The organism is Streptomyces sp. NBC_01288, from assembly GCF_035982055.1.
GTDB lineage: Bacteria > Actinomycetota > Actinomycetes > Streptomycetales > Streptomycetaceae > Streptomyces.
Window position 1 is genome coordinate 6,152,909 of the sequence record NZ_CP108427.1, and the last position, 23,583, is coordinate 6,176,491.

25 protein-coding genes are annotated in these 23,583 nt (G+C 71.0%); 14 read left to right on the forward strand and 11 right to left on the reverse strand.

What is annotated here, in order from left to right; genetic code table 11:
• Nucleotides 1-47 precede the first annotated feature (47 nt).
• A complete protein-coding gene (locus OG194_RS27790; RefSeq protein ID WP_327407227.1) occupies nucleotides 48-926 on the forward strand; it encodes a MurR/RpiR family transcriptional regulator in 879 nt (292 codons plus the stop codon).
• Between the two features lie 100 nt (nucleotides 927-1,026).
• A complete protein-coding gene (locus OG194_RS27795) occupies nucleotides 1,027-1,620 on the forward strand; it encodes a hypothetical protein (protein WP_327403519.1) in 594 nt (197 codons plus the stop codon).
• An 8-nt stretch (nucleotides 1,621-1,628) separates the two neighbouring features.
• Here OG194_RS27795 and OG194_RS27800 read toward each other — a convergent pair whose 3' ends face one another.
• From OG194_RS27800 to OG194_RS27820, 5 genes are all read right to left on the reverse strand, one after another.
• Entirely contained in the window at nucleotides 1,629-2,003 is a 375-nt protein-coding gene (locus OG194_RS27800) for a hypothetical protein (RefSeq protein ID WP_327403520.1), read from the reverse strand.
• A gap of 22 nt (nucleotides 2,004-2,025) precedes the next feature.
• Nucleotides 2,026-2,565, reverse strand: coding sequence for a roadblock/LC7 domain-containing protein (locus tag OG194_RS27805; protein ID WP_327403521.1), 540 nt, complete (start codon nucleotides 2,563-2,565; stop codon nucleotides 2,026-2,028).
• A gap of 34 nt (nucleotides 2,566-2,599) precedes the next feature.
• Complete coding sequence (locus OG194_RS27810) at nucleotides 2,600-3,418, reverse strand: transcriptional regulator (RefSeq protein ID WP_327403522.1); 819 nt, start codon at nucleotides 3,416-3,418, stop codon at nucleotides 2,600-2,602.
• The gene (locus tag OG194_RS27815; RefSeq protein ID WP_327403523.1) at nucleotides 3,415-3,813 is read right to left on the reverse strand and encodes a hypothetical protein; all 399 of its coding nucleotides are present in this window, start codon (nucleotides 3,811-3,813) and stop codon (nucleotides 3,415-3,417) included. The genes OG194_RS27810 and OG194_RS27815 overlap by 4 nt, the downstream gene beginning before the upstream one ends.
• A 183-nt stretch (nucleotides 3,814-3,996) precedes the next feature.
• Nucleotides 3,997-5,355: a diaminopimelate decarboxylase gene (locus OG194_RS27820; protein ID WP_327407228.1), complete on the reverse strand. Its 1,359-nt coding sequence runs from the start codon at nucleotides 5,353-5,355 to the stop codon at nucleotides 3,997-3,999.
• 233 nt (nucleotides 5,356-5,588) lie between these two features.
• On the opposite strand from OG194_RS27820, the gene hutU reads away from it, so the two are divergent.
• The 5 genes from hutU (at nucleotide 5,589) to OG194_RS27845 (ending at nucleotide 12,415) form a co-directional block, all read left to right on the forward strand.
• Entirely contained in the window at nucleotides 5,589-7,253 is a 1,665-nt protein-coding gene (gene hutU / locus OG194_RS27825; RefSeq protein WP_327403524.1) for a urocanate hydratase, read from the forward strand.
• Between the two features lie 359 nt (nucleotides 7,254-7,612).
• On the forward strand, nucleotides 7,613-8,824 hold the full coding sequence (locus OG194_RS27830) for an allantoate amidohydrolase (RefSeq protein WP_327407229.1): 1,212 nt from the start codon (nucleotides 7,613-7,615) through the stop codon (nucleotides 8,822-8,824).
• Complete coding sequence (locus OG194_RS27835; RefSeq protein ID WP_327403525.1) at nucleotides 8,821-10,167, forward strand: formimidoylglutamate deiminase; 1,347 nt, start codon at nucleotides 8,821-8,823, stop codon at nucleotides 10,165-10,167. Before OG194_RS27830 ends, OG194_RS27835 begins: the two co-directional genes overlap by 4 nt.
• Before the next feature lie 59 nt (nucleotides 10,168-10,226).
• Entirely contained in the window at nucleotides 10,227-11,414 is a 1,188-nt protein-coding gene (gene hutI, locus OG194_RS27840) for an imidazolonepropionase (RefSeq protein WP_327403526.1), read from the forward strand.
• 35 nt (nucleotides 11,415-11,449) lie between these two features.
• A complete protein-coding gene (locus tag OG194_RS27845; protein WP_327403527.1) occupies nucleotides 11,450-12,415 on the forward strand; it encodes a CehA/McbA family metallohydrolase in 966 nt (321 codons plus the stop codon).
• On the opposite strand, the gene OG194_RS27850 is transcribed toward OG194_RS27845, so the two are convergent.
• The 4 genes from OG194_RS27850 to OG194_RS27865 form a co-directional block, all read right to left on the reverse strand.
• Entirely contained in the window at nucleotides 12,416-13,597 is a 1,182-nt protein-coding gene (locus tag OG194_RS27850; protein WP_327403528.1) for a serine hydrolase domain-containing protein, read from the reverse strand. It abuts the gene before it with no gap.
• Between the two features lie 88 nt (nucleotides 13,598-13,685).
• The gene (locus tag OG194_RS27855) at nucleotides 13,686-13,883 is read right to left on the reverse strand and encodes a DUF397 domain-containing protein (protein ID WP_327403529.1); all 198 of its coding nucleotides are present in this window, start codon (nucleotides 13,881-13,883) and stop codon (nucleotides 13,686-13,688) included.
• A gap of 38 nt (nucleotides 13,884-13,921) precedes the next feature.
• Nucleotides 13,922-14,122, reverse strand: a complete 201-nt coding sequence (locus tag OG194_RS27860; RefSeq protein ID WP_327403530.1) for a DUF397 domain-containing protein — start codon at nucleotides 14,120-14,122, stop codon at nucleotides 13,922-13,924.
• A 9-nt stretch (nucleotides 14,123-14,131) separates the two neighbouring features.
• Complete coding sequence (locus OG194_RS27865) at nucleotides 14,132-14,983, reverse strand: helix-turn-helix domain-containing protein (RefSeq protein ID WP_327403531.1); 852 nt, start codon at nucleotides 14,981-14,983, stop codon at nucleotides 14,132-14,134.
• Between the two features lie 197 nt (nucleotides 14,984-15,180).
• On the opposite strand from OG194_RS27865, the gene OG194_RS27870 reads away from it, so the two are divergent.
• Together OG194_RS27870 and OG194_RS27875 are read left to right on the forward strand one after the other, a co-directional pair.
• Nucleotides 15,181-15,594 (forward strand): ATP-binding protein, encoded by a 414-nt coding sequence (locus OG194_RS27870; protein WP_327403532.1) that lies wholly within the window; start codon nucleotides 15,181-15,183, stop codon nucleotides 15,592-15,594.
• Between the two features lie 42 nt (nucleotides 15,595-15,636).
• Nucleotides 15,637-16,548, forward strand: coding sequence for a hypothetical protein (locus OG194_RS27875; RefSeq protein WP_327403533.1), 912 nt, complete (start codon nucleotides 15,637-15,639; stop codon nucleotides 16,546-16,548).
• A 106-nt stretch (nucleotides 16,549-16,654) separates the two neighbouring features.
• Here OG194_RS27875 and OG194_RS27880 read toward each other — a convergent pair whose 3' ends face one another.
• Nucleotides 16,655-17,614 carry an aminoglycoside phosphotransferase family protein gene (locus OG194_RS27880; protein WP_327403534.1) on the reverse strand — a complete coding sequence of 320 codons (960 nt, stop codon included), beginning with the start codon at nucleotides 17,612-17,614 and terminating at the stop codon, nucleotides 16,655-16,657.
• Between the two features lie 167 nt (nucleotides 17,615-17,781).
• Nucleotides 17,782-18,663, reverse strand: a complete 882-nt coding sequence (locus OG194_RS27885; RefSeq protein WP_327403535.1) for an RNA polymerase sigma factor SigF — start codon at nucleotides 18,661-18,663, stop codon at nucleotides 17,782-17,784.
• 347 nt (nucleotides 18,664-19,010) lie between these two features.
• On the opposite strand from OG194_RS27885, the gene OG194_RS27890 reads away from it, so the two are divergent.
• The 5 genes from OG194_RS27890 to OG194_RS27910 all read left to right on the forward strand — a co-directional run bounded on the left by OG194_RS27890 (nucleotide 19,011) and on the right by OG194_RS27910 (nucleotide 23,582).
• Nucleotides 19,011-19,388: an STAS domain-containing protein gene (locus OG194_RS27890; protein ID WP_318016726.1), complete on the forward strand. Its 378-nt coding sequence runs from the start codon at nucleotides 19,011-19,013 to the stop codon at nucleotides 19,386-19,388.
• Nucleotides 19,389-19,596: 208 nt separating this feature from the next.
• The gene (locus OG194_RS27895; protein ID WP_327403536.1) at nucleotides 19,597-20,124 is read left to right on the forward strand and encodes an ATP-binding protein; all 528 of its coding nucleotides are present in this window, start codon (nucleotides 19,597-19,599) and stop codon (nucleotides 20,122-20,124) included.
• Nucleotides 20,125-20,527: 403 nt separating this feature from the next.
• Entirely contained in the window at nucleotides 20,528-21,802 is a 1,275-nt protein-coding gene (gene serS, locus OG194_RS27900) for a serine--tRNA ligase (RefSeq protein ID WP_327403537.1), read from the forward strand.
• Between the two features lie 157 nt (nucleotides 21,803-21,959).
• Nucleotides 21,960-22,679 (forward strand): LPXTG cell wall anchor domain-containing protein, encoded by a 720-nt coding sequence (locus OG194_RS27905; RefSeq protein WP_327403538.1) that lies wholly within the window; start codon nucleotides 21,960-21,962, stop codon nucleotides 22,677-22,679.
• A gap of 33 nt (nucleotides 22,680-22,712) precedes the next feature.
• Nucleotides 22,713-23,582 carry a COG1470 family protein gene (locus OG194_RS27910; protein WP_327407230.1) on the forward strand — a complete coding sequence of 290 codons (870 nt, stop codon included), beginning with the start codon at nucleotides 22,713-22,715 and terminating at the stop codon, nucleotides 23,580-23,582.
• Nucleotide 23,583: the final 1 nt, after the last annotated feature.

Here is a 23,583-nt window from a genome sequence, read left to right on the forward strand (position 1 = left end):
TGGACAGGAGTGTGGACGGGATGGTGGAGGGGAACGCGGATGCGGGCATGGACTCGGGCGTGGACTCGGCCGTGGACAGGAGTGTGGGTGTGACCGACAGCCCGGCCGCACGGCTACAGGCGCTCTTCGAGGGGCACCGGCTCACGCCGACCCAGCGGCGCATCGCGCACAGCATGGTGCGCCGCGCCGCCGACGTGCCGTTCCTCTCCAGCGTCGAACTCGCCGAACTCGCCGGCGTCAGCCAGCCCTCCGTGACCCGTTTCGCGGTCGCCCTCGGCTTCGACGGCTACCCGGCGCTGCGCAAACACCTCCGCGAGGTCGCGCCCGCCGAGTCGGCCCCGGACACCGCGTCGTACAACGAGTACCAGCAGGCCGTAGAGGCCGAGATCGAGAACCTGAAGCACCTCGCCGAGATACTGGCCGACCCCCGGCCGGTCGCCAAGGCCGGCCGGCTGCTCGCCGCCTCGCGCCCGCTGCCCGTCCTCGGCCTGCGCGCGGCGGCCTCCCAGGCGTACGGCTTCGCGTACTTCGCCGCCAAGGTCCATCCGGACGTACGGCTGCTCAACGAGGGCGGCACGATGATCCACGACCGGATCGACGCGGCCGTCCGGGCCGGCGCCACCACCCTGCTCTGCTTCGCGCTGCCCCGGCACCCGCGCGAGGTCGTCGACACGCTGGCGTACGCGAGGGAGGCGGGCCTGACCGTCGTCACCGTCGCGGACTCGGCGTTCGCCCCGGTCGCCAAGGTCTCCGACCTGCTGATCCCGGCCGCCGTCGGCACCGGCCTCGCCTTCGACACGGCCTGCGCGCCGATGCTGCTGGGCCGGGTGCTGTTGGAGGCGATGTGCGACGACCTGCCGGACGCGCAGGCGAGGCTGGAGGAGTTCGACGCGCGGGCGGCGGCGCGGGGGCTGTTCGTGGAGTGAGACGCCCCGTCCCGTCCGGTGTCTTCTCAGACTCGTCTCACGTTCGCTCACTAGTCTCCCCGCCGGACAGAACTGTGCCGGCACGACCAGGAGGCGGGACGTGGCACGCGGAGATCGCAGAGTCCAGGGGCTGGCCCGAGTGGCAGTCGTCGTACGGGCCGGAGCCGCCCCGATGTGGTGGTTCGGGGTGCTCGCGGCGGGTGTCGGGGTGCTGCTGCCCGGTATCACCGGGCGCCGGATCGGGGTGATGGCCGGGGCCGCGCTGTTCATTCTCGCGGCGGCCGTGGTGTCGTACACGCGCCGCGGGCGCTACAACGCGCTGGCCCGCGGTGCCGCCCGGGCCGGGAAGCACGACGTGCTCCAGGACCGCGCGGTGAGCACCCGGAACTGGCGCCGCGCCCACCGCTGGTGGCTCGTCCTCGCCTTCGCCCTCGCGCTGGCCGGCGGGTTCGCCGTGCCCGCGGCGGGCGGGATGCTGCTCGCCGGTGCCGGTACCGGGCTGCGACTGAAAGCCGCCTGGCTGGGTCGCCGTGAACGCGCCGACGACGTCCTGCTGTGGATCCGCGTGGACTGGCTGGACAAGCGCGACGGCGCCCCCGCCGGCAAGCCGGTCAAGGGCTACCGCTCCACCGGCATCGCCGCGGGCGACGCGACCCCGGGCGGGGCGCGCCGCCGCAGCGACGTCTTCGCCTGACCGGGGGCCTATACCTCCAGGTCCGTCTCGATCTTCTTCAACTGGTGCCTGGCCATCGCCAGGTTGGCCCGGTTGGAGTCCAGGACCAGGTAGAGGAAGAGGCCGTTGCCGCCGCGTCCCTTGATCAGGCGGATCAGGTGGTACTGGCTGGACAGCGTGATCAGGATGTCCTCGATCTCGCCCTTCAGGCCGAGGTGTTCCATCGTGCGCAGCTTGGAGCGCACGACGTCGGTGTTCCCGGCGGCGGCGACGCCGAGGTCGAAGGTCTTGCTGCCGCCCATCGTGCCGAGCGCCATACCGCTGGTGTAGTCGACGAGCGCGACCCCGGTCGCGCCCTCGATGGAGGTCAGCGCCTCTTTGAGGGAGGTTTCGGTGTTGGCCATGACAGTGCTCCTTTGGTTCCGTTCAACTTTCCGTGGTGGTACGCGCGTTGGTGCCTGTGGTGGTGCGTGGTGCGCGCGCTGTTCTCGTTCGTGCGGTGGTGGTTTTCGGGGGCGCCTTGGCGGGCGGCGCCGGGTCGGTCCGTTCCTCGGGCACGACGGCTTCGGTCTCTGCCTTCTCTGCCGCGACAGCCGCCTCGGCGTCGACCAGTTCTCCGATCCGGGCCCCCGCGCGGCGGCCCTCCAGCAGCAGCCGGCCGACATGGACCCGGTCCTGGGCGAGCACGGTCAGCACGGCGCCGCGGCCCGCCGCGTAGGTCGCGACATAGCCGTAGACCCCGCGCACGATCAGCTCGCGGAAGTCGCCCTGCCCGGTCGCGTCCGCCATCCGTACGGCCACGCCGAGCGCCGTCACGGTGAGCGCGGCCACCCGCTCCGGCTCGACGCCCGGGGTGTCCTGCGCCAGGACGAGACCGTCGACGCCCGTCGCCAGCGCCCCGGTCAGCTGGGGCACGCGGGCTCTCAACCGGCGCAGCTCGTCGAGGATCTCTGCCTCGGAGGCCATCGGCTCTCTCCTCTCGGCGCGTGCTCGCTGCCACTCAAAGGGCCTCCAGCGCATCTCTGAGCCTCTTCAGCAAGGTGATGTCGGGATCGGTGACGTCGGGCAGGGGATCGGCGGCGGGCGCGGGCGGCCGGGGCGACACGAGCCCCGCCGACACCAGCCGCCGGATGTCCAGCAGCGTGGGGTACGCCCGCCGCCCCAGCACCCGCGCGATGTCCGGCGCCGTACGGACGCCGTCCACCCGCGCCAGCACCGCCGCCTGCCGGGCGGTGACCGGCGGGGGCGCGACGGGGTCGGCCCGCACCAGCGGCGCGCCGTCCGTCGCCGCGTCCGGCCACACCCGGTGCAGCAGATCGCGGCGGCGCAGCGTCTCCCGCTCCAGTGCGGCCACCGGAACCGGCCGCACACCTCCGAGCGGATGCGTGACGCCGTAGCGGAACCGGCCCGGGGTGCTGCTCGGCGCGAGCACGAAGTACGCCGCGTCGTACAGCGCCCCGAGATGGCACAGCTCCAGCGCGCCGGAGCTCAACTGGCCGCCGTCCAGCAGCAGTCGGGTCGTGGCGTGCCGTTCGTCGGTCGCCCTGGCCGCGGCCTCCCAGGCACCGGCGCGCAGGGTGCCGTGCGCGGTGAGGAGGAGGTCGAGGCCGGGGGCGGACGGGCTCTCGGCGTGCACGACGTGGCCGTCGACGAGGTGCAGGCTGCCGCGCTCGCGGACGAGGACACCGGTGGCCTCCTCGGCGGCGAGCCGGGTCAGCATCGGCGAGACGCCGCCCCAACCCCGTTCGCCGGCCGCTGCCTTGGCCCGCACCGGCAGCCGGGGCGGCGGGGTGGTGGGCGTTGCCTTGACCGCGGTCATCCCAGCACCAGCCGTCCGGCCATCTCGCCGAGCCGGATGCGGGCCAGCGCGAGGTTGCCCTCCGCGCGGGTCAGCCACAGATGCAGGAACACACTGCTGTCGAACGACGTCCGCACGAACCGCAGCACGTGATAGCTGTCCCGGTTGCTGACGATCAGATCCTCCAGCGGAGGATCGTCGGCCGCCTCACCGTCCTCCCCGACGGACGCGAACGCCCGGTGCTCCGCCGCGAGCCGCGCCAGCTCGGCGGCCTCGGCGGCACTGGCCTCCTGGTCACCCCCGGGCGACTCTCCTACGACGCCCAGGGCAAGCCCGCTCGTCCAGTCGACCAGCGCGGCGCCCCGGGCACCGGGCAGTCGCATGGCCTCCAGTAAGCACTCGTCGATTCCGGGCACCGTGGCTCCCCTCCCGCCTGCGGTTCGGCTGAGTGACGACGAAGCTACGCACCGTGTGGCCGAGGGGTGAGGGATCTGGCATTTTCCGGTGGAACATGCCCCCGAGTGACTAAGGTGGGTCAACTGACCCCGTTTTCACACGAGTTGCATGGGTCAGTTGAACCCTGCTCGCACGGGCGTGCGTCAACGGCTCCCGGGCGCCCGCAGGGTGGTGAGCGCGGCGGCGTGCGCCCCGCCGGATTCGGCCACGATCTCCGCGACCGTCTGCGGCTTCCGCACCGTCGCGAACGACACGCCCCCGGCACCGTCCCGCACGAAGCCGTAAATACCCGGCCGGGCAAGGGAGTTGTAGGCGTAGTGCACCGCGAAGTAGTACGCCCCGGTGTCCAGCGCCGCCGCGTAGTCACCCTGCTCCAGCAAGGGCAACGCCTGCCCCTCGGCCAGCAGATCCCCCGCGAAGCACGCGGGCCCGGCGACGTCCTGCACCACCTCGGGACCCGACTTGGGCCGCCCCTTCCCGTCGTAGGCGGCGATCCGCAGCGGCCACGACTGCGGCGCGTACACCGTCCGCGTCGCCACCTGCACGCCCGCGTGCGTGATCGCGATCGGCCGCCCGCCGGCGCTCTTCGCGTACTCGACCCGGGCCACCACCGTCCCCTGCTTGGCCAGCATCGACCGCCCGAACTCGGTCACCAGCCCGTACCGCCCGTCGAACAGCCCCGGCACCGCCTCCCGCAGCAGCCGCGCGTACTGCGCGTACGTCGGGGTCGTCGCGTCCGAACCGAAGTTCACCCCCAGGCCGCCGCCGATGTCGAGCGTGTCGATCTGCGGCCGCCCGAGCCGCGCGTTGATCTCCTCGGCCAGCTGGTACGTCTCCGCGACGCCCCGCGCCAGCAGCGACAGCGGGATGCCCTGCGACCCGGTGTGCGCGTGCAGCCGGGTCAGCCACGGCCGCTCGGCGAACGCCCGCACCACCCACTCCCGCGCCCCCTCGTCCCGCAGCGCCACCCCGAACTTCGAGGTCGCCGTCGCCGTGGACAGCGCGGCGATCGACCCGCCGCCGATCTGCGGATTGACCCGGATCCCGAGCGGTGAGCGACTGGTCGCCGACCGCATCAGCGCGTCGATCCGCTCCAACTCCTGCGGATTGTCGGCGTTCACCGCGATCCCCAGCGCCAGCGCCTCCCGCAGCTCCGCCGGCGTCTTCGCGGGCGCGTCCAGCACCGTCCGCTCCGGCCGTACCCCCGCCGCCCGCGCCAGGGCCAGCTCACCCGGGCTCGCCACCTCCGCGCCGATGCCCTCCTCGTGCAGCAGCCGCAGCACCGGCACGAGCGGACTCGCCTTCACGGCGAACGCGTGCAGCACGGGCGTCCCGGGCGCCGTCACCGCGTCGAACGCCGCGCGCAGTGCCGCCGCCGACTCCCGGATACCGGTGACGTCCAGCAGTGCGGCGATGGGGGCGCCGGGCCCCAGCAGCCCCTGCTCCACGGCGGCCCGGACGGCGTCGTCCCGGCGGGCGGTGCGTTCGGCGCCGGGTTCCATGCCGTGATCCGTGCCGTGATCCGTGCCGGGATCGATGCCGTCCGTGTGACCCTGGTTTCCGTCGTTCACTGGAGCCCCCGTCATGTCGTCGCCCACGGTCGGTACATCCGGCCAAACACTCAGAGCCTGCCCACAGAGACGCCCTGATGTATTGACTAGTTCTATTCACGAAGTCAGGATGTGAATAGCTGTAGTAGGAAATCCGCTGAACGCAGTCCGCTAGGAGGCAGACCATGTCAGGACCCCGCCCCGTACGAGCACCCCGCGGTACGGAACTGAGCGCCCTGGGATGGCAGCAGGAAGCCGCCCTGCGGATGCTCCAGAACAACCTGGACCCCGAGGTCGCCGAACACCCCGACAAGCTCGTCGTCTACGGCGGCACCGGCAAGGCCGCCCGCGACTGGCGCTCCTTCGACGCCATGGTCCGCACGCTGCGCACCCTGAAGCAGGACGAGACGATGCTCGTCCAGTCCGGCCGCCCGGTCGGCGTGATGCAGACCCACGAGTGGGCACCGCGCGTCCTCATCGCCAACTCCAACCTGGTCGGCGACTGGGCGAACTGGGAGGAGTTCCGCCGCCTGGAGGCCCTCGGCCTCACCATGTACGGCCAGATGACGGCCGGTTCGTGGATCTACATCGGCACCCAGGGCATCCTCCAGGGCACCTACGAGACCTTCTCCGCCGTCGCCGCGAAGAAGTTCAACGGCACCCTCGCCGGAACCATCACCCTCACCGCCGGCCTCGGCGGCATGGGCGGCGCCCAGCCCCTCGCGGTCACTATGAACGACGGCGTCGCGATCTGCGTCGACGTCGACCCGCGCGCCATCGAACGCCGCATCGAGCACCGCTACCTCGACGTCAAGGCCGACAACCTGCGCCATGCGTTGGAGCTCGCCGTCGAGGCCCGTGACGCCCGCCGCCCGCTCTCCATCGGCCTCCTCGGCAACGCGGCGGAACTGCTCCCGCAGATGCTCGCCGAGGGCGCCCCCATCGACATCGTGACCGACCAGACCTCGGCCCACGACCCTCTCGCCTACCTTCCGGTGGGCATGGCCTTCGAGGACATGGCCGACGAGGCCGCCAAGGACCCGGCGGGCTTCACCACCCGCGCCCGTGAGTCCATGGCGCAGCACGTCGAGGCGATGGTCGGCTTCATGGACGCAGGCGCCGAGGTCTTCGACTACGGCAACTCGATCCGCGGCGAGGCCCAACTCGCCGGGTACGAGCGGGCGTTCGCCTTCCCCGGCTTCGTCCCCGCCTACATCCGCCCCCTCTTCTCCGAGGGCAAGGGCCCCTTCCGCTGGGCCGCCCTGTCCGGCGAGGCCTCCGACATCCACAAGACCGACAAGGCGATCCTCGACCTCTTCCCGGAGAACGAGTCCCTCCACCGCTGGATCAAGCTGGCCGGCGAACGCGTCCACTTCCAGGGCCTCCCGGCCCGCATCTGCTGGCTCGGCTACGGCGAGCGCGACAAGGCCGGCGAGCGCTTCAACGACATGGTGGCCTCCGGCGAGTTGGCGGCCCCGCTGGTCATCGGCCGCGACCACCTCGACTGCGGCTCCGTCGCCTCCCCGTACCGCGAGACCGAGGCCATGCTCGACGGCTCCGACGCGATCGCCGACTGGCCCCTGCTGAACGCGATGGTCAACGTCGCCTCCGGAGCCTCCTGGGTCTCCATCCACCACGGCGGCGGCGTGGGCATGGGCCGCTCCATCCACGCCGGCCAGGTGACGGTCGCCGACGGCACGGCCCTCGCCGGTGAGAAGATCCGCCGCGTCCTCACCAACGACCCCGGCATGGGCGTCATCCGGCACGTCGACGCCGGGTACGACATCGCGGAGCGGGTCGCGGACGAGCGGGGCGTGCGGGTGCCGATGCGCGAGGGTGACGACGCGTGACCCTTCCGGGAGATGAGCGGGGCGGCAACTCCTCGGTGGGGGCGGGTCCTTCGTCGCCGGGTGCGGGTCCGACCGCGCCCACCCTCCCCCACTCTCAACTTCGTTCGAGCGGGGGGTCCCCCATCGCCATGCGGAACGACTTCGCACGGCCTGTGGCGAGTGACGGCGGTCCGGAGTCCGCGCCGGGTGACGGCAGCCTGCGGCCTGTCGCGGGCGGCGGTACCACGCAGCCCGCGACAGGCGGCGCTCAGCCGCAGCCTGCTGCTGGTGCGGGGCAGCCGCGCCCGGCGGCGAGTGACGGCTGGGCTCAGTCCGTGTCGCCCGCAGGCCCGGCCCACACCCCGCCCTCCTTCCACGAGATGTGGCGCGAGCTGCGGCCCATCGGGCGGCACGCCGACTCCGGTGGGTATCGACGGTTCGCCTGGACCGGTGCCGACGCCGAGTGCCGGGCCTGGTTCGAGGAGCAGGCCACGTCACGCGGGCTGACCTACGAGCTCGACCGCAACGGCAACCAGTGGGCCTGGCTCGGGGATCCCGTCGCCGGGGACGCTGTCGTCACCGGATCGCATCTCGACTCGGTGCCGGACGGCGGGGCCTTCGACGGGCCCCTCGGGGTCGTGTCGTCCTTCGCCGCGCTCGACGAACTGCGGGGCAGGGGAGCGGAGTTCACCAGGCCGCTCGCCATCGTGAACTTCGGTGACGAGGAGGGCGCCCGCTTCGGGCTCGCCTGCGTCGGGTCGCGCCTGACCGCCGGGCAGCTCACCGTCGAGCAGGCGCACCGGCTGACCGGCGGGGACGGGGTCACGCTGCCGCAGGCCATGGCGGCCGCCGGTTACGACGCCGACGCCATCGGCCCCGACCCCGAACGGCTCGCCCGTATCGGCGCGTTCGTCGAACTCCACGTCGAACAGGGCCGCGCTCTCGACCTCTCCGGCGACCGGGTCGGCATCGCCAGCGCCATCTGGCCGCACGGGCGTTGGCGGTTCGACTTCCGGGGCGAGGCCAACCACGCCGGTACGACGCGGCTGGTGGACCGGCGGGACCCCATGCTGTCGTACGCCGAGACCGTGCTCGCCGCCCGCCGCGAGGCCCAACTCGCGGGCGCCGTCGCCACGTTCGGGAAGATCGCCGTAGAACCGAACGGCGTCAACGCGATCCCCTCCCTGGTGCGCGGCTGGCTCGACTCCCGCGCCGCCGACCAGGCGACCCTGGACACCGTGGTCACCGGCGTCGAGAAGGAGGCCCGTGAGTACGCGGAGGCCCACGGCGTCGACCTGGACATCGTCCGGGAGTCCTTCACCCCGGTCGTCGAGTTCGACCACGCCCTGCGCGACGAACTCGCCCGGGTCCTGGGGAAGACCGGCGAAGACACGCACCTGACCGTCCCGGTCCTCGGCACCGGTGCCGGACACGACGCCGGAATCCTCTCCGGGAGCATCCCGACCGCCATGCTGTTCGTGCGCAACCCCACGGGCGTCTCGCACTCCCCGGCCGAGTTCGCGGCCGAGGACGACTGCGTGGCCGGGGTGACCGCACTCGCCGACGTACTGGAAGGGCTGGCTTGCAGGTGACGCACCCCACCACGCGGACGTACTGGCTGGAACACGCCTGGCTCGACACCAACGTCGAGCCGGGCGTCGCCCTGGAGGTGAGTGACGGACGGATCGCGGCCGTCCGCACCGGAGTTGAAGCCCCACCCCCCGGCGCCGAGCCCCTCCGAGGCCTCACCCTCCCAGGTCTCGCCAACGCGCACAGCCACGCCTTCCACCGCGCGCTGCGCGGCACTGTCCAGGTCGGCTCCGGCACCTTCTGGACCTGGCGGGAGTTCATGTACTCCTTCGCCGACCAGCTGACCCCGGACACCTACCACGCCCTCGCCCGCGCGGTGTACGCCGAGATGGCGCTGGCCGGGATCACGGCGGTCGGCGAGTTCCACTACGTGCACCACGCCCACGGCGGCACCCCGTACGCCGACCCCAACGCCATGGGCGAGGCCCTCATCGCCGCCGCCTCCGAAGCCGGTATCCGCATCACCCTCCTCGACACCGCCTACCTCTCCTCCGGCTTCGGACAGCCCCCCAACCGCCACCAGCTCCGCTTCTCCGACGGAAGCGCGGACGCCTGGGCCGAACGCTGTTCACTTCTCAAGGAACGGGATCACGCGAGGATCGGTGCCGCCATCCACTCCGTACGGGCCGTGCCCGCACGGGAGTTGGCGACGGTGGCGAGGTGGGCCGAGGAGCGTCGGGCCCCGCTCCACGTCCACCTCTCCGAGCAGACCGCCGAGAACGACGCCTGCCGCACGGCCCACGACTGCACGCCGACCCAACTCCTCGCCGACCACGGGGTGTTGGGCCCCCGCACCACCGGCGTCCACAACACGCACCTCACGGATGAGGACATCGCGCTGCTGGGGCGCTCGGGCACCGGCACCTGCATGTGCCCGACGACGGAACGCGACCTGGCCGACGGCATCGGCCCGGCGGTCGCCCTCCAACGAGCCGGCTCACCTCTCTCCCTCGGCTCCGACAGCCACGCCGTCATCGACCTCCTCGAAGAGGCACGGGCGATGGAGCTGAACGAGCGCCTCCGCACCCGCACAAGAGGTCACTGGACGGCGGCGGCACTGCTCCGCGCGGCCTCGGCCGACGGCCACGCGGCGCTGGGCTGGGAGGAAGCGGGCACGCTTGAGGCAGGCGCGCTCGCCGACTTCACGACGATCGCGCTCGACTCGGTCAGAACAGCGGGGCCGGTGCCCAGGCTCGGCGCCGAGACGGCCGTATTCGCGGCGACGGCAGCGGACGTACGGCACACGGTCGTGGGCGGCCGGCACGTCGTACGCGACGGGGCGCACGCGCTGGTACCGGACGTACCGCAGGCGCTCGCCGCAGCTGTGGAAGCCCTGCGCGCGTAGAGCCGATCGCCGCCCCACGCACCCACGAGGCCACGACTCCCCGCACCCACGAGGACACGATGAGCAGCACCAGCACCAGCACCACCGTCATCACCAACATCGCCACGCTGGTCACCAACGACCCCTCCCTCGGTGACAGATCTCCCCTCGGTCTGATCCAGGACGCGGCCGTCGTCATCGACGGCGACCGCATCGCGTGGACCGGTGAAACAAGCAAAGCACCCGCCACTGACAATCGGGTCGACGCCGGTGGGCGGGCGGTCCTGCCCGGCTTCGTGGACTCCCACTCGCACCTCGTCTTCGCCGGCGACCGCACGCAGGAGTTCAACGCCCGCATGTCCGGGCGGGCGTACAGCGCGGGTGGCATCCGTACGACGGTCGCGGCGACGCGCGCGGCGAGCGACGCGGAACTGGAGGCGAACCTCACCCGTTACCTGACCGAGGCCCTCCACCAGGGCACCACCACTTTCGAGACGAAGTCCGGCTACGGCCTGACGGTCGCCGACGAGTCCCGCGCACTCCGCATCGCCGCAGCGCACACGGACGAGGTGACGTACCTCGGCGCGCACATCGTCTCGCCGGACTACGCCGACGACCCCGCCGCGTACGTGTCCCTGGTCACCGGCGAGATGCTCGACGCCTGTGCCCCGCACGCCCGTTGGATCGACGTGTTCTGCGAGAAGGGCGCGTTCGACGGAGACCAGGCGCGCGCGATCCTCACGGCGGGGCGGGCGAAGGGCCTGCACCCGCGCATCCACGCCAACCAGCTCTCCTACGGCCCCGGCGTCCAACTCGCCGTAGAACTGGACGCGGCGAGCGCCGACCACTGCACCCACCTCACGGACGCGGACGTGGACGCGCTGGCGAGCGGCGCGACGGTCGCCACGTTGCTCCCCGGCGCCGAGTTCTCGACCCGCGCGCAATGGCCGGACGCGCGCCGCCTGTTGGAGGCGGGCGTCACGGTCGCGTTGTCGACGGACTGCAACCCGGGTTCGTCCTTCACGTCCTCCGTCCCCTTCTGCATCGCGCTCGCGGTACGGGACATGGGGATGACCCCGGACGAGGCGGTGTGGGCGGCCACTGCGGGCGGGGCGGCGGCGCTGCGACGGGACGACGTGGGGCGGGTGGCGGTGGGGGCGCGGGCGGACCTGATGCTGCTGGATGCGCCGAGCCATGTGCATCTGGCGTATCGGCCGGGGGTGCCGTTGGTGAGTGGGGTGTGGCGGCAGGGGGCACGGGTTGTCTGACTGATGTCGGGGCTCGGGGGAGGGGTGGGGAGCGGGTGGCCGGTAGGGCGGGCGGCTGGTACCGAGGCGACTGTCACGTGCACTCGACGTGCTCGCACGGTGGTGAGCTGACGCCGGAACGGCTCGCTGCCGAGGCCCGTGCCGCGGGGTTGGATTTCGTGGCCGCCACCGAGCACAACAACGCGGACACGCACGGCACTTGGGGCCGTTACGCCGGGGACGATCTGCTGGTGATCCTGGGACAGGAGGTCACCACCCGGACCGGGCACTGGCTCGCGCTGGGGGTTCGGCCGGGGCAGGTGGTCGACTGGCGGTACGGCGTGCGGGACGGGGTGGTCGGCCGGCATCTCGACGAGGTCCGTCGCGGTGGTGGGTTGTGTGTGGCGGCTCATCCGCACGCGCCGTACGACTCGGGCACGTTCCTGTACCCGTACCAGGGGTTCGACGCGGTCGAGGTCTGGAACGGGCCGTGGAGTTCGGATCTGCCCTGGCAGGCCGACAACGAGGCGGCGTTGGCGGAGTGGGGGCGGAGTCTCGGCACGGACATCCGGCGGCAGGGCGGGTGGCGGCCGGCGATGGGGAACAGTGACGCGCATCTGTCGGGCCAGATCGGTGTTCCGCATACGGTCGTGCGGGCCGAGGAGTTGAGTACGGATGCGGTGCTCGCCGGGATTCGTGCCGGGCGGAGTTGGATCGCTGAGTCGGCTGCCGTGGAGTTGTCGTTCACGGTTGCTGCGGGCGCTCAACAGGTCGGTGTCGGCGGGAAGTTGGAGAGTTGCGGCGGGCCGGTGGTGGCTCGGGTGGGTGTGCGCGGCGTGCCTTCGGGGGTGGTCAATTTTCACACCGGGGCGGGGAAGGTGCACGTTGCTTCGCTGTCAGCCGCGGGAGTGGGTGCGGTGGAATGGCGTACCGACGCGCGGGAGTCGGCGTTCGTCCGGGTCGAGGTACGGCATCCGGGAGGGCGGATGGTGGCGCTGAGCAACCCGGTAACTCTGCTCTGACTACGGGGTGTTGGGGCTCCCTGCGCACAACGCGTGGTCGATCAGGGCGCTGGCGGCGTTCTCCTGGGCGAGGATGTGGTCCAGGGTGTCGCCGCGGGCCTCGGACATGGAGACCACGGCGCTTCGACCGCCGTTGCCGGTCACGCCGTTGAGGGTGATGTAGCCGCCGTCTCCGCCCTCGTGGCTCCAGTAGGTTCCTCCGCAGCTCAGGGGGCGTTCGGCGAGGCCGAGCCCGTATCGGCCGCCGGGCCACAACAGTTGGACCTCCGGGCTCACCGGGACGGTCCGCTTCATCTCGGCGAGTTGCCGCGGCGGCAGCAGGTGGCCGGCGAGCAGCGCGCGGAGGAGGGTGTTCTCGTCGCGGGTGGTCGTGATGTAAGAGAGGTTCTCGTAGTCCACCGGTATCTGCTCGGTGACGTCCACCAAGGAATCGGGCCCGAAGAGTTGATAGGCCTTCGCGTGGGGCCGGGGCAGGGTGGACGAAGTACCGCCCCAGCGGGTCTGGTTGAGGCCGAGCGGACGGAGAATACGGTCATCGATCTCCTGGTGGGCGGGCTGACCGGTGGCCTTCTGGATGATGGTGTCGAGCAGGACGTAACCGGTGTTGGAGTAGCTCCAGCCCTCGCCGGGTTGGAAGTCCGGCGCGTGGGTCATGGCGCGGGCGATCAACTGCTCGGGGCGGTAGATGTCGTAGCGCTGCTGGTAGTACTCCTCCGGGGTGGTGTATCCGGGGAGGTCGTCGTGGATTCCGCTGGTGTGCTGGAGCAGTTGGCGGATGGTGATGCGGGTGCCGTCGTTGCCGTTGCCGCGTACTACGCCCGGCAGCCAGCGGTCGACCGTGTCGTCCAGCGACAGCCTGCCCTCGGCCTCCAGTTGCAGCACCACGGTGGCGACCAGCGTCTTGGACGTGCTGGCCATACGGAAGTAGCCGTCGGGGCGGACCGGGCGGCCGGTGCCCAGTTCGGCGGTACCGCTGCTGGCGACGGACTCCCTGCCGTTCGGCGCGACCGTGCGGGCCTGTACTCCGGTGACGCCGAGGGCGTGGATCGCCTTGGTGTCCTGACGTAGCTGTTCTGTGGGGGAGGGGGTGGTGGGTTCGGCTACGGCGGTGCCTGTCGCGGCGGCTAGCAGGGTGGCGATGCCGAGGGCCAGGGCGAGGGGCTTGTGCAGGGCCGGAGTCATGGTCGAACGCTAGGTTCGGGGTCCGGTGGGAGGCGATCCGGTGAGCCTCAGGATCGAGGTGGGGGATAGCCCCCGGGCGGGGGCGTGCTCAGGTGTGGGGTCGGGCTGACTTGAGTTCGCGTATCAGGTGGGTCAACGGGGTGTGGGTGGTGGTGAGTTGGGTGTGGGGGGTTTCGCTTTCGCGGAGGTGGAGGGTGGTTGGTGAGGTCGCGGCGAGTTCGATGCAGGTGTTGCCGTCGCCGCCGTCGGAGAAGGTGGACTTCTGCCAGTTCCTGGGCTGGGGCATGTGGGGTCTCACGGTTCCTCCTGTCAGGGTGCCGCTGGTCAGCCGAGTATGCATCGACCTGACTTGATGCCGCGTATGAGGTGGGTCAACGAGGCGGGCGTGGTGGTGAGTTGGGTGTCGGGGGTGTCGCTCTCGCGGAGGTGGAGAGTGGCAGGTGAGGTGGCGGCGAGTTCGACGCAGGTGTTGCCGTCCCCGCCTTCAGAGAAGGAGGACTTCTGCCACTGGGCGGCCTGAGTCATGCTGACGCCTCACAGTTCCTTTGCGATTCGGTGGACGAAGTCCCGGGATGCGGCCGGGCCAAGTGCTGTCTTTTCCACTTTATGGAACAGTTGTCGGAAGCGTTCCAGCTGGGATCCGGTGTCCACGAAGGCCGTGCCGTGGGGTGAGTCCCGCAGAACTGTGTCCAGGTGAGCGATCGGTCCGCCGATGTACATCATTGCGCTGCTCGCGCCGGCGAATCCGTCCGTGTCGAACGGGATGACGCGTACCGTTGCCTGCTCCTCCTCGATGTTCCGGAGGACTTCGAGGAGTTGGGTCCGGGCGACCTTGCGGTCGGCGACGCGGATCCGCAGCGCCGACTCGTGGATGACTGTCTCGTACGTGGCTGAGTCGGCGCCTTCGAGAGCCGCTCTGCGCCGCATGCGGTGCTCGACACGTGGGGCAAGTTCGCTCGGAGGCAGCTCCGGGACCATGTACCCGAAGACGGCGCGGGCGTAGTCCGGCGTCTGCATCAGCCCCGGCACATGGGTGATCACGACCTCCCTCAAGAAGGTCGCGTGGTGTTCCAACTCGGCTACGTCTAGGAAGACCGGCGGCAGGACACCTCGGTACTCCTCCCACCAACCCCGGGTCCGATCGGCCGCCATTGCCACCAAGGTTTCGACCAGCGACTCGTCCGCGCAGGCGCAGTGCGCTGCCAGCCTGCGCAGACGTTCCTCGCTGATGCCGGAACTGCCTGCCTCGATCTGGCTCATGTGCGTCGAGCTCGAATTCAGCAGGCCTGCAACCTCCTTGGCCGACAATCCGGCTGCCTCCCGCAACCTGCGCAACTCGGCACCTAGGCGCACCTGGCGTGCGGTGGGTTGGTTCCGCATGGTCATTCCGGTAACTGCCTCTCTGGGACTCCTCGTTCGGGTGTCAGATTACGCGAACCGCTTGCTTGGGTTGGAATTACTACCCTACCTTCAGTGATGCGACGTACACGCTGCGGAAGCGCACCGCTTCGTCCTGCCATGACGGCTGCGGCAATGCCACCGCCCGCGCCCATCACCCACCTCACCCCGTCCGGAGCTGCCCCATGCCCGAAACCGAGCCCGAGCCCTGGGAGTACTCCCTCTCCGTCCCGCACGATCGCCGTGCCGTCACCGTCTGTCGCCGCACCCTGCGCCTGGTGCTCACCGCACACGGCCTCATCCGGGTCGTGGACACCGCCGAACTCCTCGCGACGGAGCTGGTGGCCAACGCCGTACTGCACACAGAGGGGCCGGTGATGCTCCGTGTGCGGTGGTCGGCGGGGGTGCTGCGCGTCGGGGCGTGGGACGCGGACCCCGAACCCCCTGAACCGCCGGGGCAGTTGGCGAACCTGTTGGACGCCGAGGCAGGGAGAGGGCTGGCGCTGGTGCGGGCCTGCGCCGACTCCTGGGGGTGGCAGCCGCTGTCCAGGAACGGGCAGCGCGGCAAGTACGTGTGGTGTGACCTGGACGCCGCCTAGATCGTTGATCACGTCGAATAGATCGGACAGAAAGGAGAGTTGATGGTCAGCTCGTCGCACGAGGCGCTGCACCGGATCTTCCAGAAGGACCCCGCGCTTCTGACCCGCGCCCTGCAAAGCGTGTTACGCATCCCCTTCCCGGAACCACGTGAGTTCGCCGCCATGAACGTGGACCTCACCGAGATCGAACCGGTCGAGAAACGCGTGGACACGCTGCTCCGGGCGGAGACCGACGACGGGGCCTACCTCCTGGTCGTCGAATCACAGGGCAAGCCGGACGACAGGAAACGCGGCAGCTGGCCGTACTACCTCAGCTACCTGCACGAGAAGTACCGCTGCGAACCCGTGCTCATCGTCATCACCCAGAACAGCGCTACGGCCCGCTGGGCGGCGGAACCCATCCATCTCGGGGTGCGCGGGTGCCCCTCGCTGACGGTGCGCCCCTTCGTCCTCGGCCCGGACAACGTGCCGGTGATCGTGGACGAGCGCGAGGCCGAACGGGACGTACCCCTTGCGGTGCTTTCGGCGATGACACATGGCCGAGGTCCGCAGGCCGCCGCCATACTGGAAAACCTGGCCACCGCCCTGCGGACCATCGACCCGGACAGCGCCGCGGTCTTCGTGCAGTTCGTCGACTCATGCCTGGCAGACCGCCAGGCCCAGCAGATGTGGAGGGACCTGATGACGGCGATCCAGTACTTCTGGCGACACCCGCTGGCGGAGCAGGTACGAGGTGAAGGCCGGGAAGAGGGCAGGGAGGAAGGCCGAGAGGAGGGGCGCGCCGAGGGGTGGGCGGCTGCCATTCTGCGTACCTTCCAGCGGCGTCAGATCGACGTCCCCGACCCCGTCCGCGACCGCATCCTCGCCTCCACCGACCTGGACGAACTCGGCACCTGGTTCGACCGCTCCCACGAGGTCGCCGACGCGCGGGAGTTGTTCACCGAGGGGCCCTGAAGCAGAGGGTTGATCCGCCGGGCATCACCCGGTCGTCCCCCGCCCGGCGGACGCTCGCTCCACCGCCCCGTCCTACCACCGCACCCCGAAAGCCGAGCCCGTCTTCTCAACCTCCCGTCAAACCGCCCGTCCCACCTTCCGTGAGCCGTCGTAGCGAGGCACGGGCCGGCGGCCCCCACGTCGACTTGCCCCCGGGCCGCCCGTGGTCACCGGCATGGCCGATATGGAGGCCGCCGAGGGCCCGCAGCACCGCACAGCCCCGTGCGCGGCGCAGGGTCGCGGCGTCGGCAGCGGGACGGTAGGCCGCGTGGAAACGGTAGGCCTCGTGGAAGACGTCCGCCGCGCCGTCCGGCAGCAGGATCCACGTGGCGGCGAGGTCGTAGGCCGGGTCGCCCGCGAAGAGGTCGCCGAAGTCGATCACACCGGCGAACGTGCCGTTCGTGGTCAGGACGTTGGCCGGATGCAGGTCACCGTGGAGCCACAGCGCCGGGCCCGCACACTCGGGTGCCGCCACGGCGTCCTCCCAGACCGCGCGGACGGCGTCCGGGTCGGGGATCAGCCCCAGTTCGGTGGCCGACGCGAGCCCGTTCGCGAAGCCTTCGGCGTGGTCGGCGAGCGGGCCCCCACGGCCCCGACCCTCGGGCGCGTCCTCGGGCGCGGGGCGATGGAGCGCGGTCAGGAAGTCCGCCAGCGCTACGGCCGCCTCCGCGCCGCGTGTCACGGGGGCGCGGTCGGCTGGCTCACCCGGTACCCACGTGGTGATGAGCCACGGGCGTGGAAAACGTTCGGAGGGTTCACCGAGGCGCTGCGGGACCGGGATCGGCAGCGGAAGGTGCGGGGCGAGACCGGGCAGCCAGGCGTGTTCCTTGCGGAGCAGCGCGTCCGCGGACTCCGTCGCCCACGGCAACCGGACGGCGAGATCGTCACCGAGCCGCCACACCTGGTTGTCCCAGCCGAGCGCGCCGAGCTTCAGGGGGCGGTCCGCCAGGTCGGGGTACTGATCGCGCAGCAGATCCCGGATCAAAGCCTCGTCGATGTCCGCGATGTCCGGCTCGGTGGCCGTCATGCGCAACAACCGTAGCCGGGCGGCAAGTTGACCGAAGGCCGGCCGGCGCTCTGAATGATCCGAAACGGACCAGGAACAGCCTGAGCGCGGCGCACGCACACGCGCGCCGCGCTCAGCACAGGCAGGGGAAGACCAGGAAGACCGGCTCCCGGAAAATCAAGTCGGGCCTACTCCTCGACCGTAAGTCCCTTACGCAGCCGCACCAGCGTCCGCGACAACAGCCGCGACACATGCATCTGCGAGATGCCCAGCTCGTCGCCGATCTCCGACTGCGTCATGTTGGCGACGAAGCGCAGGGAGAGGATCTGCCGGTCCCGGGACGGGAGTTCGGCGATCAGCGGCTTCAACGACTCGACGTACTCGATGCCTTCGAGCCCGTGGTCCTCGTAGCCGATACGGTCCGCGAGGGCGCCCTCGGAGTCGTCCTCCTCCGGCTGCGCGTCAAGTGAGCTGGCCGTGTAGGCATTTGACGCCGCCATGCCCTCGACGACCTCCTCCTTGGAGATCTTCAGGCGCTCCGCCAACTCGCCCACGGTGGGGGCGCGGTCGAGTTGCTGGGCCAGTTCGTCGCCGGCCTTGGCCAGGTCGAGCCGGAGTTCCTGGAGCCGGCGCGGGACGCGCACGGACCACGAGGTGTCGCGGAAGAAGCGCTTGATCTCACCCATGATGGTTGGCATCGCGAAGGTGGGGAACTCGACGCCGCGACTGAGTTCGAAGCGGTCGATCGCCTTGATCAGGCCGATGGTGCCGACCTGGATGATGTCCTCCATCGGCTCGCTGCGCGAGCGGAACCGGGAGGCGGCGAACTTGACCAGCGCGAGGTTGAGTTCGACGAGCGTGTTGCGGACGTACGAGTATTCGTGCGTGCCTTCTTCGAGCGACTCCAGCCGCTCGAAGAGGGTCTTGGAGAGCGCCCGTGCGTCGACGGCGCCGATCTCGTCGTACGGGGGGATCTCGGGGAGCCCCTCGATGGGATTGGGATCCAGTTGTGCCGGTGGGGGTGTCGACGTCGCTGTCGGGGTAGGCGATGCGTCGAGCCGGGGTGACATGGCGTCCTCCATCGTTCTCGGCATATGGCTGCCGAAGCCGGTGCGTGCACTGCGGAGTGCGGCGCCTCCAAAGCCGGTCGTGTCGGTCGGTCGGTCGTATCGACAGTCGGGACGAGAGCCGGTCGGTGGCCGGACTTGTCCGTCGTATCGAATGTCCAAATACTTGTCTCTACTAGCCCTACCCGTTTTCCGGAGCCCGCCGCAAGTGCGTTGTGTACCCATATGTCCACTTGTGGGCGGTTGTTCGGGTGTCGGAGAGTGTGAGGAAGGCGTAGTGTTCCAGGGCGAACGTCAACAGCCACGACCTCGGGAGAGGTCAACAGCTACGACCTCGGGAGAGAGACGGCATGGACCGCGGGACGGTCGGCAGCGCACAGTCTGGCCGGCTTCTGGTCGAGGTGCGGAAACAGGGCCTCAGCGCTGTCGTGACACCGGCGGGTGAGTTGGATCACCACACCGCCGATCTGTTGCGCGAGCCGCTGGAGGACCTGCTAGCCCATGGGTACGCACGGCTCGTCGTGGACTGCTCACGGCTGGAGTTCTGCGACTCCACGGGCCTGAACGTGCTGCTCGGCGCGCGCCTGAAGGCGGAAGCCGCAGGTGGCGGGGTGCACCTCGCGGCGATGAAGCCCGCGGTGGCGCGCGTGTTCGAGATCACAGGGGCGGAAGCGGTCTTCACCGTCCACGACACCCTCGGGGCCGCCCTCGCCGACGAGTCCGGCTGAGTCCCGTTCTCCCCCGTGCGACCGGCGGATTCCCCGTGCCTCGTCTTCCGTGCCGAGTAAGGGGTGTTTTGCCGGTTCGCTCGGGCAGGAGAACATCTGAACCCGTCGAGCCCCCGAGCGACCAAATCGCTCCTGATCCACGTACTGACTCTTGAACACGTACCGACTCTTGAATCGTGAACCGGTGAATCGGTGAGGTGAAGCGCTGATGAGCACCACCCGGCCCTACCCGCCGGGCGACCGCCCGGAGTCCGGTGGCGCCGCGGAGGCGCCCGCCGGAGGCGCTGCCGTGCCGTCCGTCGGGGACGACGCCGAACCGGCCGTGGGCCGGAACACCCGCAGGCTCAGTTTCGCGGGCGAGAGCGGGGTCGTACCGCTGGCCCGCGACTTCGCCCGCCAGGCCCTGTACGCCTGGGGCTGGCTGCCCGCCGAGGGCGCCGACCGGCGCGCCGCCGCCGAGGACGTGCTCCTCGTCGTCTCCGAGCTGGTCACCAACGCCTGTCTGCACGCCGAAGGCCCGGACGAGATGTGGATCACCTGCGAGAACAAGGTGATCCGGGTCGAGGTCTCCGACCGCGGCACGGGCCAGCCCGCCCCCAGAACCCCGCACCGCGCGGGCCGCCCCGGCGGCCACGGCATGTTCATCGTGCAGCGGCTCTGCCTGGACTGGGGCGTCGTCCGCGCTCCGGGAGTCACCGGCAAGACGGTCTGGGCGGAACTGGGCGCCCCCGCCTAGCCCGCCCCCGCCCGCCGGTCGGGTCGGTCGGGAAATTTGTTTCCCCGTACCCCGACCCGGTCCTACGCTCGTCCCCAACGTGCTGACGGAGACGAGTACCCCGGGTCCCGCGAGCCGAGAGAGCCGCCGACGCTGTGAAGGCGGCCTCGCACCCCGGGCGAATCCCCTCCCGAGCGCGGGGAGGAACGGCCCGCCGCCCCGGCGGACCCCATGCCCCGCCGGCCGGCCCCCGTCATCGGGCCAGAACGAGACCGTTCTACGGCGGTACGCGACCGTTTCCACGGCCGTGCGGCCCGCGACCGGTGAAGGCGTGGTGGCACCGCGAGCACCCTCTCGCCCACGCCCCGAGGGATCACCCCCGGGGCGATTTCTGTGCCCCGGCCGACCGGACGGAGCGTGCACGATGCTCGACGTCACCCTCATCCGGCAGCAGCCCGAGCGGGTTCGCGAGGCCCTGCGCAAGCGCGCGGTGGACGCCGACCTCCCGGCCTTCCTCGCCCTGGACACCCGCTTCCGGGACACCCGTACGGCCGTGGAGCGGCTGCGCGGCGAGCGGAAACGGATCTCGGCGGAGATCGCGGCGCACCGCAGGGCGGGCACCGCTGCCGACGACCTCCAGGCGAACGCCTCGACCCTGGCCGACCAGGTCACGAAGGCCGAGGGCGAACTCGCCCGACTCGCCCGCGAACACCAGCAGTTCCTCGATGCCCTGCCCAACCTCCCCGACGAGGACGTGATCGCGGGAGGCAAGGAGAGCAACGAGGTCGTACGGACCGTAGGCACCCCGACCCTCGATCTCGCTCCCCGCGACCATGTCCAACTCGCCCAGGATCTGGGCCTGGTGGACTACCGGCGCGGCACCGCCCTCGCCGGCAACGGCCACTGGATCTACCGGGGCGACGGCGCCGCGCTGGAGTGGGCCCTGCTCAACCACTTCCTCGACAGCCACCGCCGGGCGGGCTACGAGTTCGTGCTGCCGCCGCATCTGCTGACCTACGAAGCCGGTTATACGGCGGGCCAGTTCCCGAAGTTCGCCGACGAGGTGTTCGTGGTGGAGGCGGGCGAGGGCGGGCGCCCGGAGCGGTTCCTGCTGCCCACCGCCGAGACCGCGCTGGTCGATCTGCATCGCGGGGAGACCCTCGACGAGGGCGAGCTGCCGCGCAAGTACGTGGCGTACACGCCCTGTTACCGCAAGGAGGGCGGCAGCCACCGCACCGCCGACCGGGGCACCCTGCGCGGCCACCAGTTCAACAAGGTCGAGCTGTTCCAGTTCGCGCGCCCCGCCGACTCGGACGCGGCGCACCTCGAACTCCTGGCCCGCGCAGAGGAGTTGGTGGCCGGCCTGGGACTGCGCTACCGGGTCACCAAGCTCGCCGCCGGGGACACCAGCCCCGCCCAGGCGAAGACGTACGACGTTGAGGTGTGGCTGCCCAGCCTCGGCGCGTACACGGAGGTCAGTTCGGTGTCGAACGCCCGTGAGTACCAGGCCCGGCGCGGCGGCATCCGGTACCGCCCGGAAGGCGGCGGCAAGGCGGCGTACGTGCACACGCTCAACGCCTCGGGCCTGGCGACCAGCCGTCTCCTCCCCGCGATCCTCGAACAGCACCAGCAGGCGGACGGCACGGTCGTGGTTCCCGAGGTGCTGCGCCGCTGGGGCCTGCCCGGCCGGCTCGGCTGACGCCGACCTCGGGTTACCTCCGGTCACCCCGTCCACGTGGCGACCTCTTCGCGCACGCCGGATCGTCACAACTCCGGCGTGCGCCTTGTCTTCCCTCCTCACGACCCCGGGCGTACCTTGACGGCCGATCTGATGTGCCGTCAGGAATGAGGGGACCGTGTCGTACCAGAAACGAACCGCAGCGCTCGCGTCCGTCGCGGCCCTGGCCGGCTCGGCGGTATTCATGGCCGCCCCCGCAGCCCGGGCCGACGTGGTCGACGTCAACTACAAGTGCCAGACGCCCATCGGCGTCAAGACAGCCGTCTCGCCGATCGACATCAAGGGTGTCAAGAGCGGCAGCGGCTACCAGCTCACCATGTCCTGGCAGAAGGGCGTCTCCTCCAGCCCCGTCGAACTCGGCAAGGGTGCGATGAGCCCGAGCGCCACCATCAAGCTGGGCGGTGCGGACAGCGGCACGGTCGCGGTGTCGGGCCCGGCCAACCAGGCCGCGATCCCCGCCAACACCCCCATCAAAATCAACGACTTGACGGGTACGTACACCCCGAAGGCATCCGGCAAGGTCACGTTCACGGCGGCCGTCCTCACCATCAAGGCCCTCGGTACGACGACCACCTGCACCCCCACCAACAGCCCCGGCCCGTCCCTCACGTTGGACGTCACGGCGGCGGGCGGTTCGTCGGGATCCAGCGGTTCGACGGGCACGACGGGCTCCACCGGTTCCGGCACCGGTACGGACTCCAGCGGCACGCTCCCGAAGACCGGCCCCGACGACTCCGTCATCGCCCTCGGCACGCTCGGCGGCACGGTCCTGCTCGCGGGCGCGGCGGGCACCCTGTGGCTGACCCGGCGCAACCAGACGGCCCGCGCCCGCCGCTGACAGCCCCCTGTACGCCCGCTGGAGCCGCCCATGCTGCCGTCGACCGCCCGCGTCCTGTGCCTGACCCTCCTAGCCCTCCTGGCGGCCGCACCGACCGCAACGGCCGCCGAGGGATGGACCGTTGCGCCCGCGGGCGGCGGACGCCCGACGTTCTACGCCGAGGGCGAGCCCGGCACGACCCTCCAGGACACGCTGTCCGTGACCAACCCCAGCACCCACCCGGTCACGGTACGACTGCACGCCACGGGCGTCCCGATCACCTTCGCCGACACGGGAGTTCGGGTCCCGTCCCGCACCCGGGCCGACATCCCCTTCATCGTGAACGTCCCGACGACCGCCACCCCCGGCGACCGCGCCGCCACGATCACCGCGCGCGACACGAAGGGCCGAGAGGCGACGGTACGGCTCCAACTCCACGTACGCGGACCGGCGTTGTCGGCCCTGACCGTCGAACACGTGGCGGTCCACGGCGACCGCATCACCTACGACCTGGTCAACCGCGGCACCACACCCCTCACCCCGAACCTCGCCGTCCACGCCACCGGCCTCTTCGGCACCCTCCTCAACCGCGCCCCCCGCACCCTCCCCGTCCAACTCCCGCCCGGCGAACGCCTGAAGCTCACCGAACCCTGGCCCGACCACCCCACCCTGGACGCGGTCGACCTACGCCTCACGGTCACAGCGACGGGCGGCGCCCACGACACGGCGAACGTGTCGACACGGTTCGTGCCGTGGGAAGCGGTGGCGGGGACCGGGGGTGCGCTGACGGCCGCGGCCGCGCTGCTTCTCGTACGCCTACGCCTACGCCTACGCCTACGACGTCGACGGCGCCGTACGGACGAAGCCGGCGAGACGGCCGAACACCCGTACACGCAGACCGAGTTGACGGGAGCGGCGATGTGAG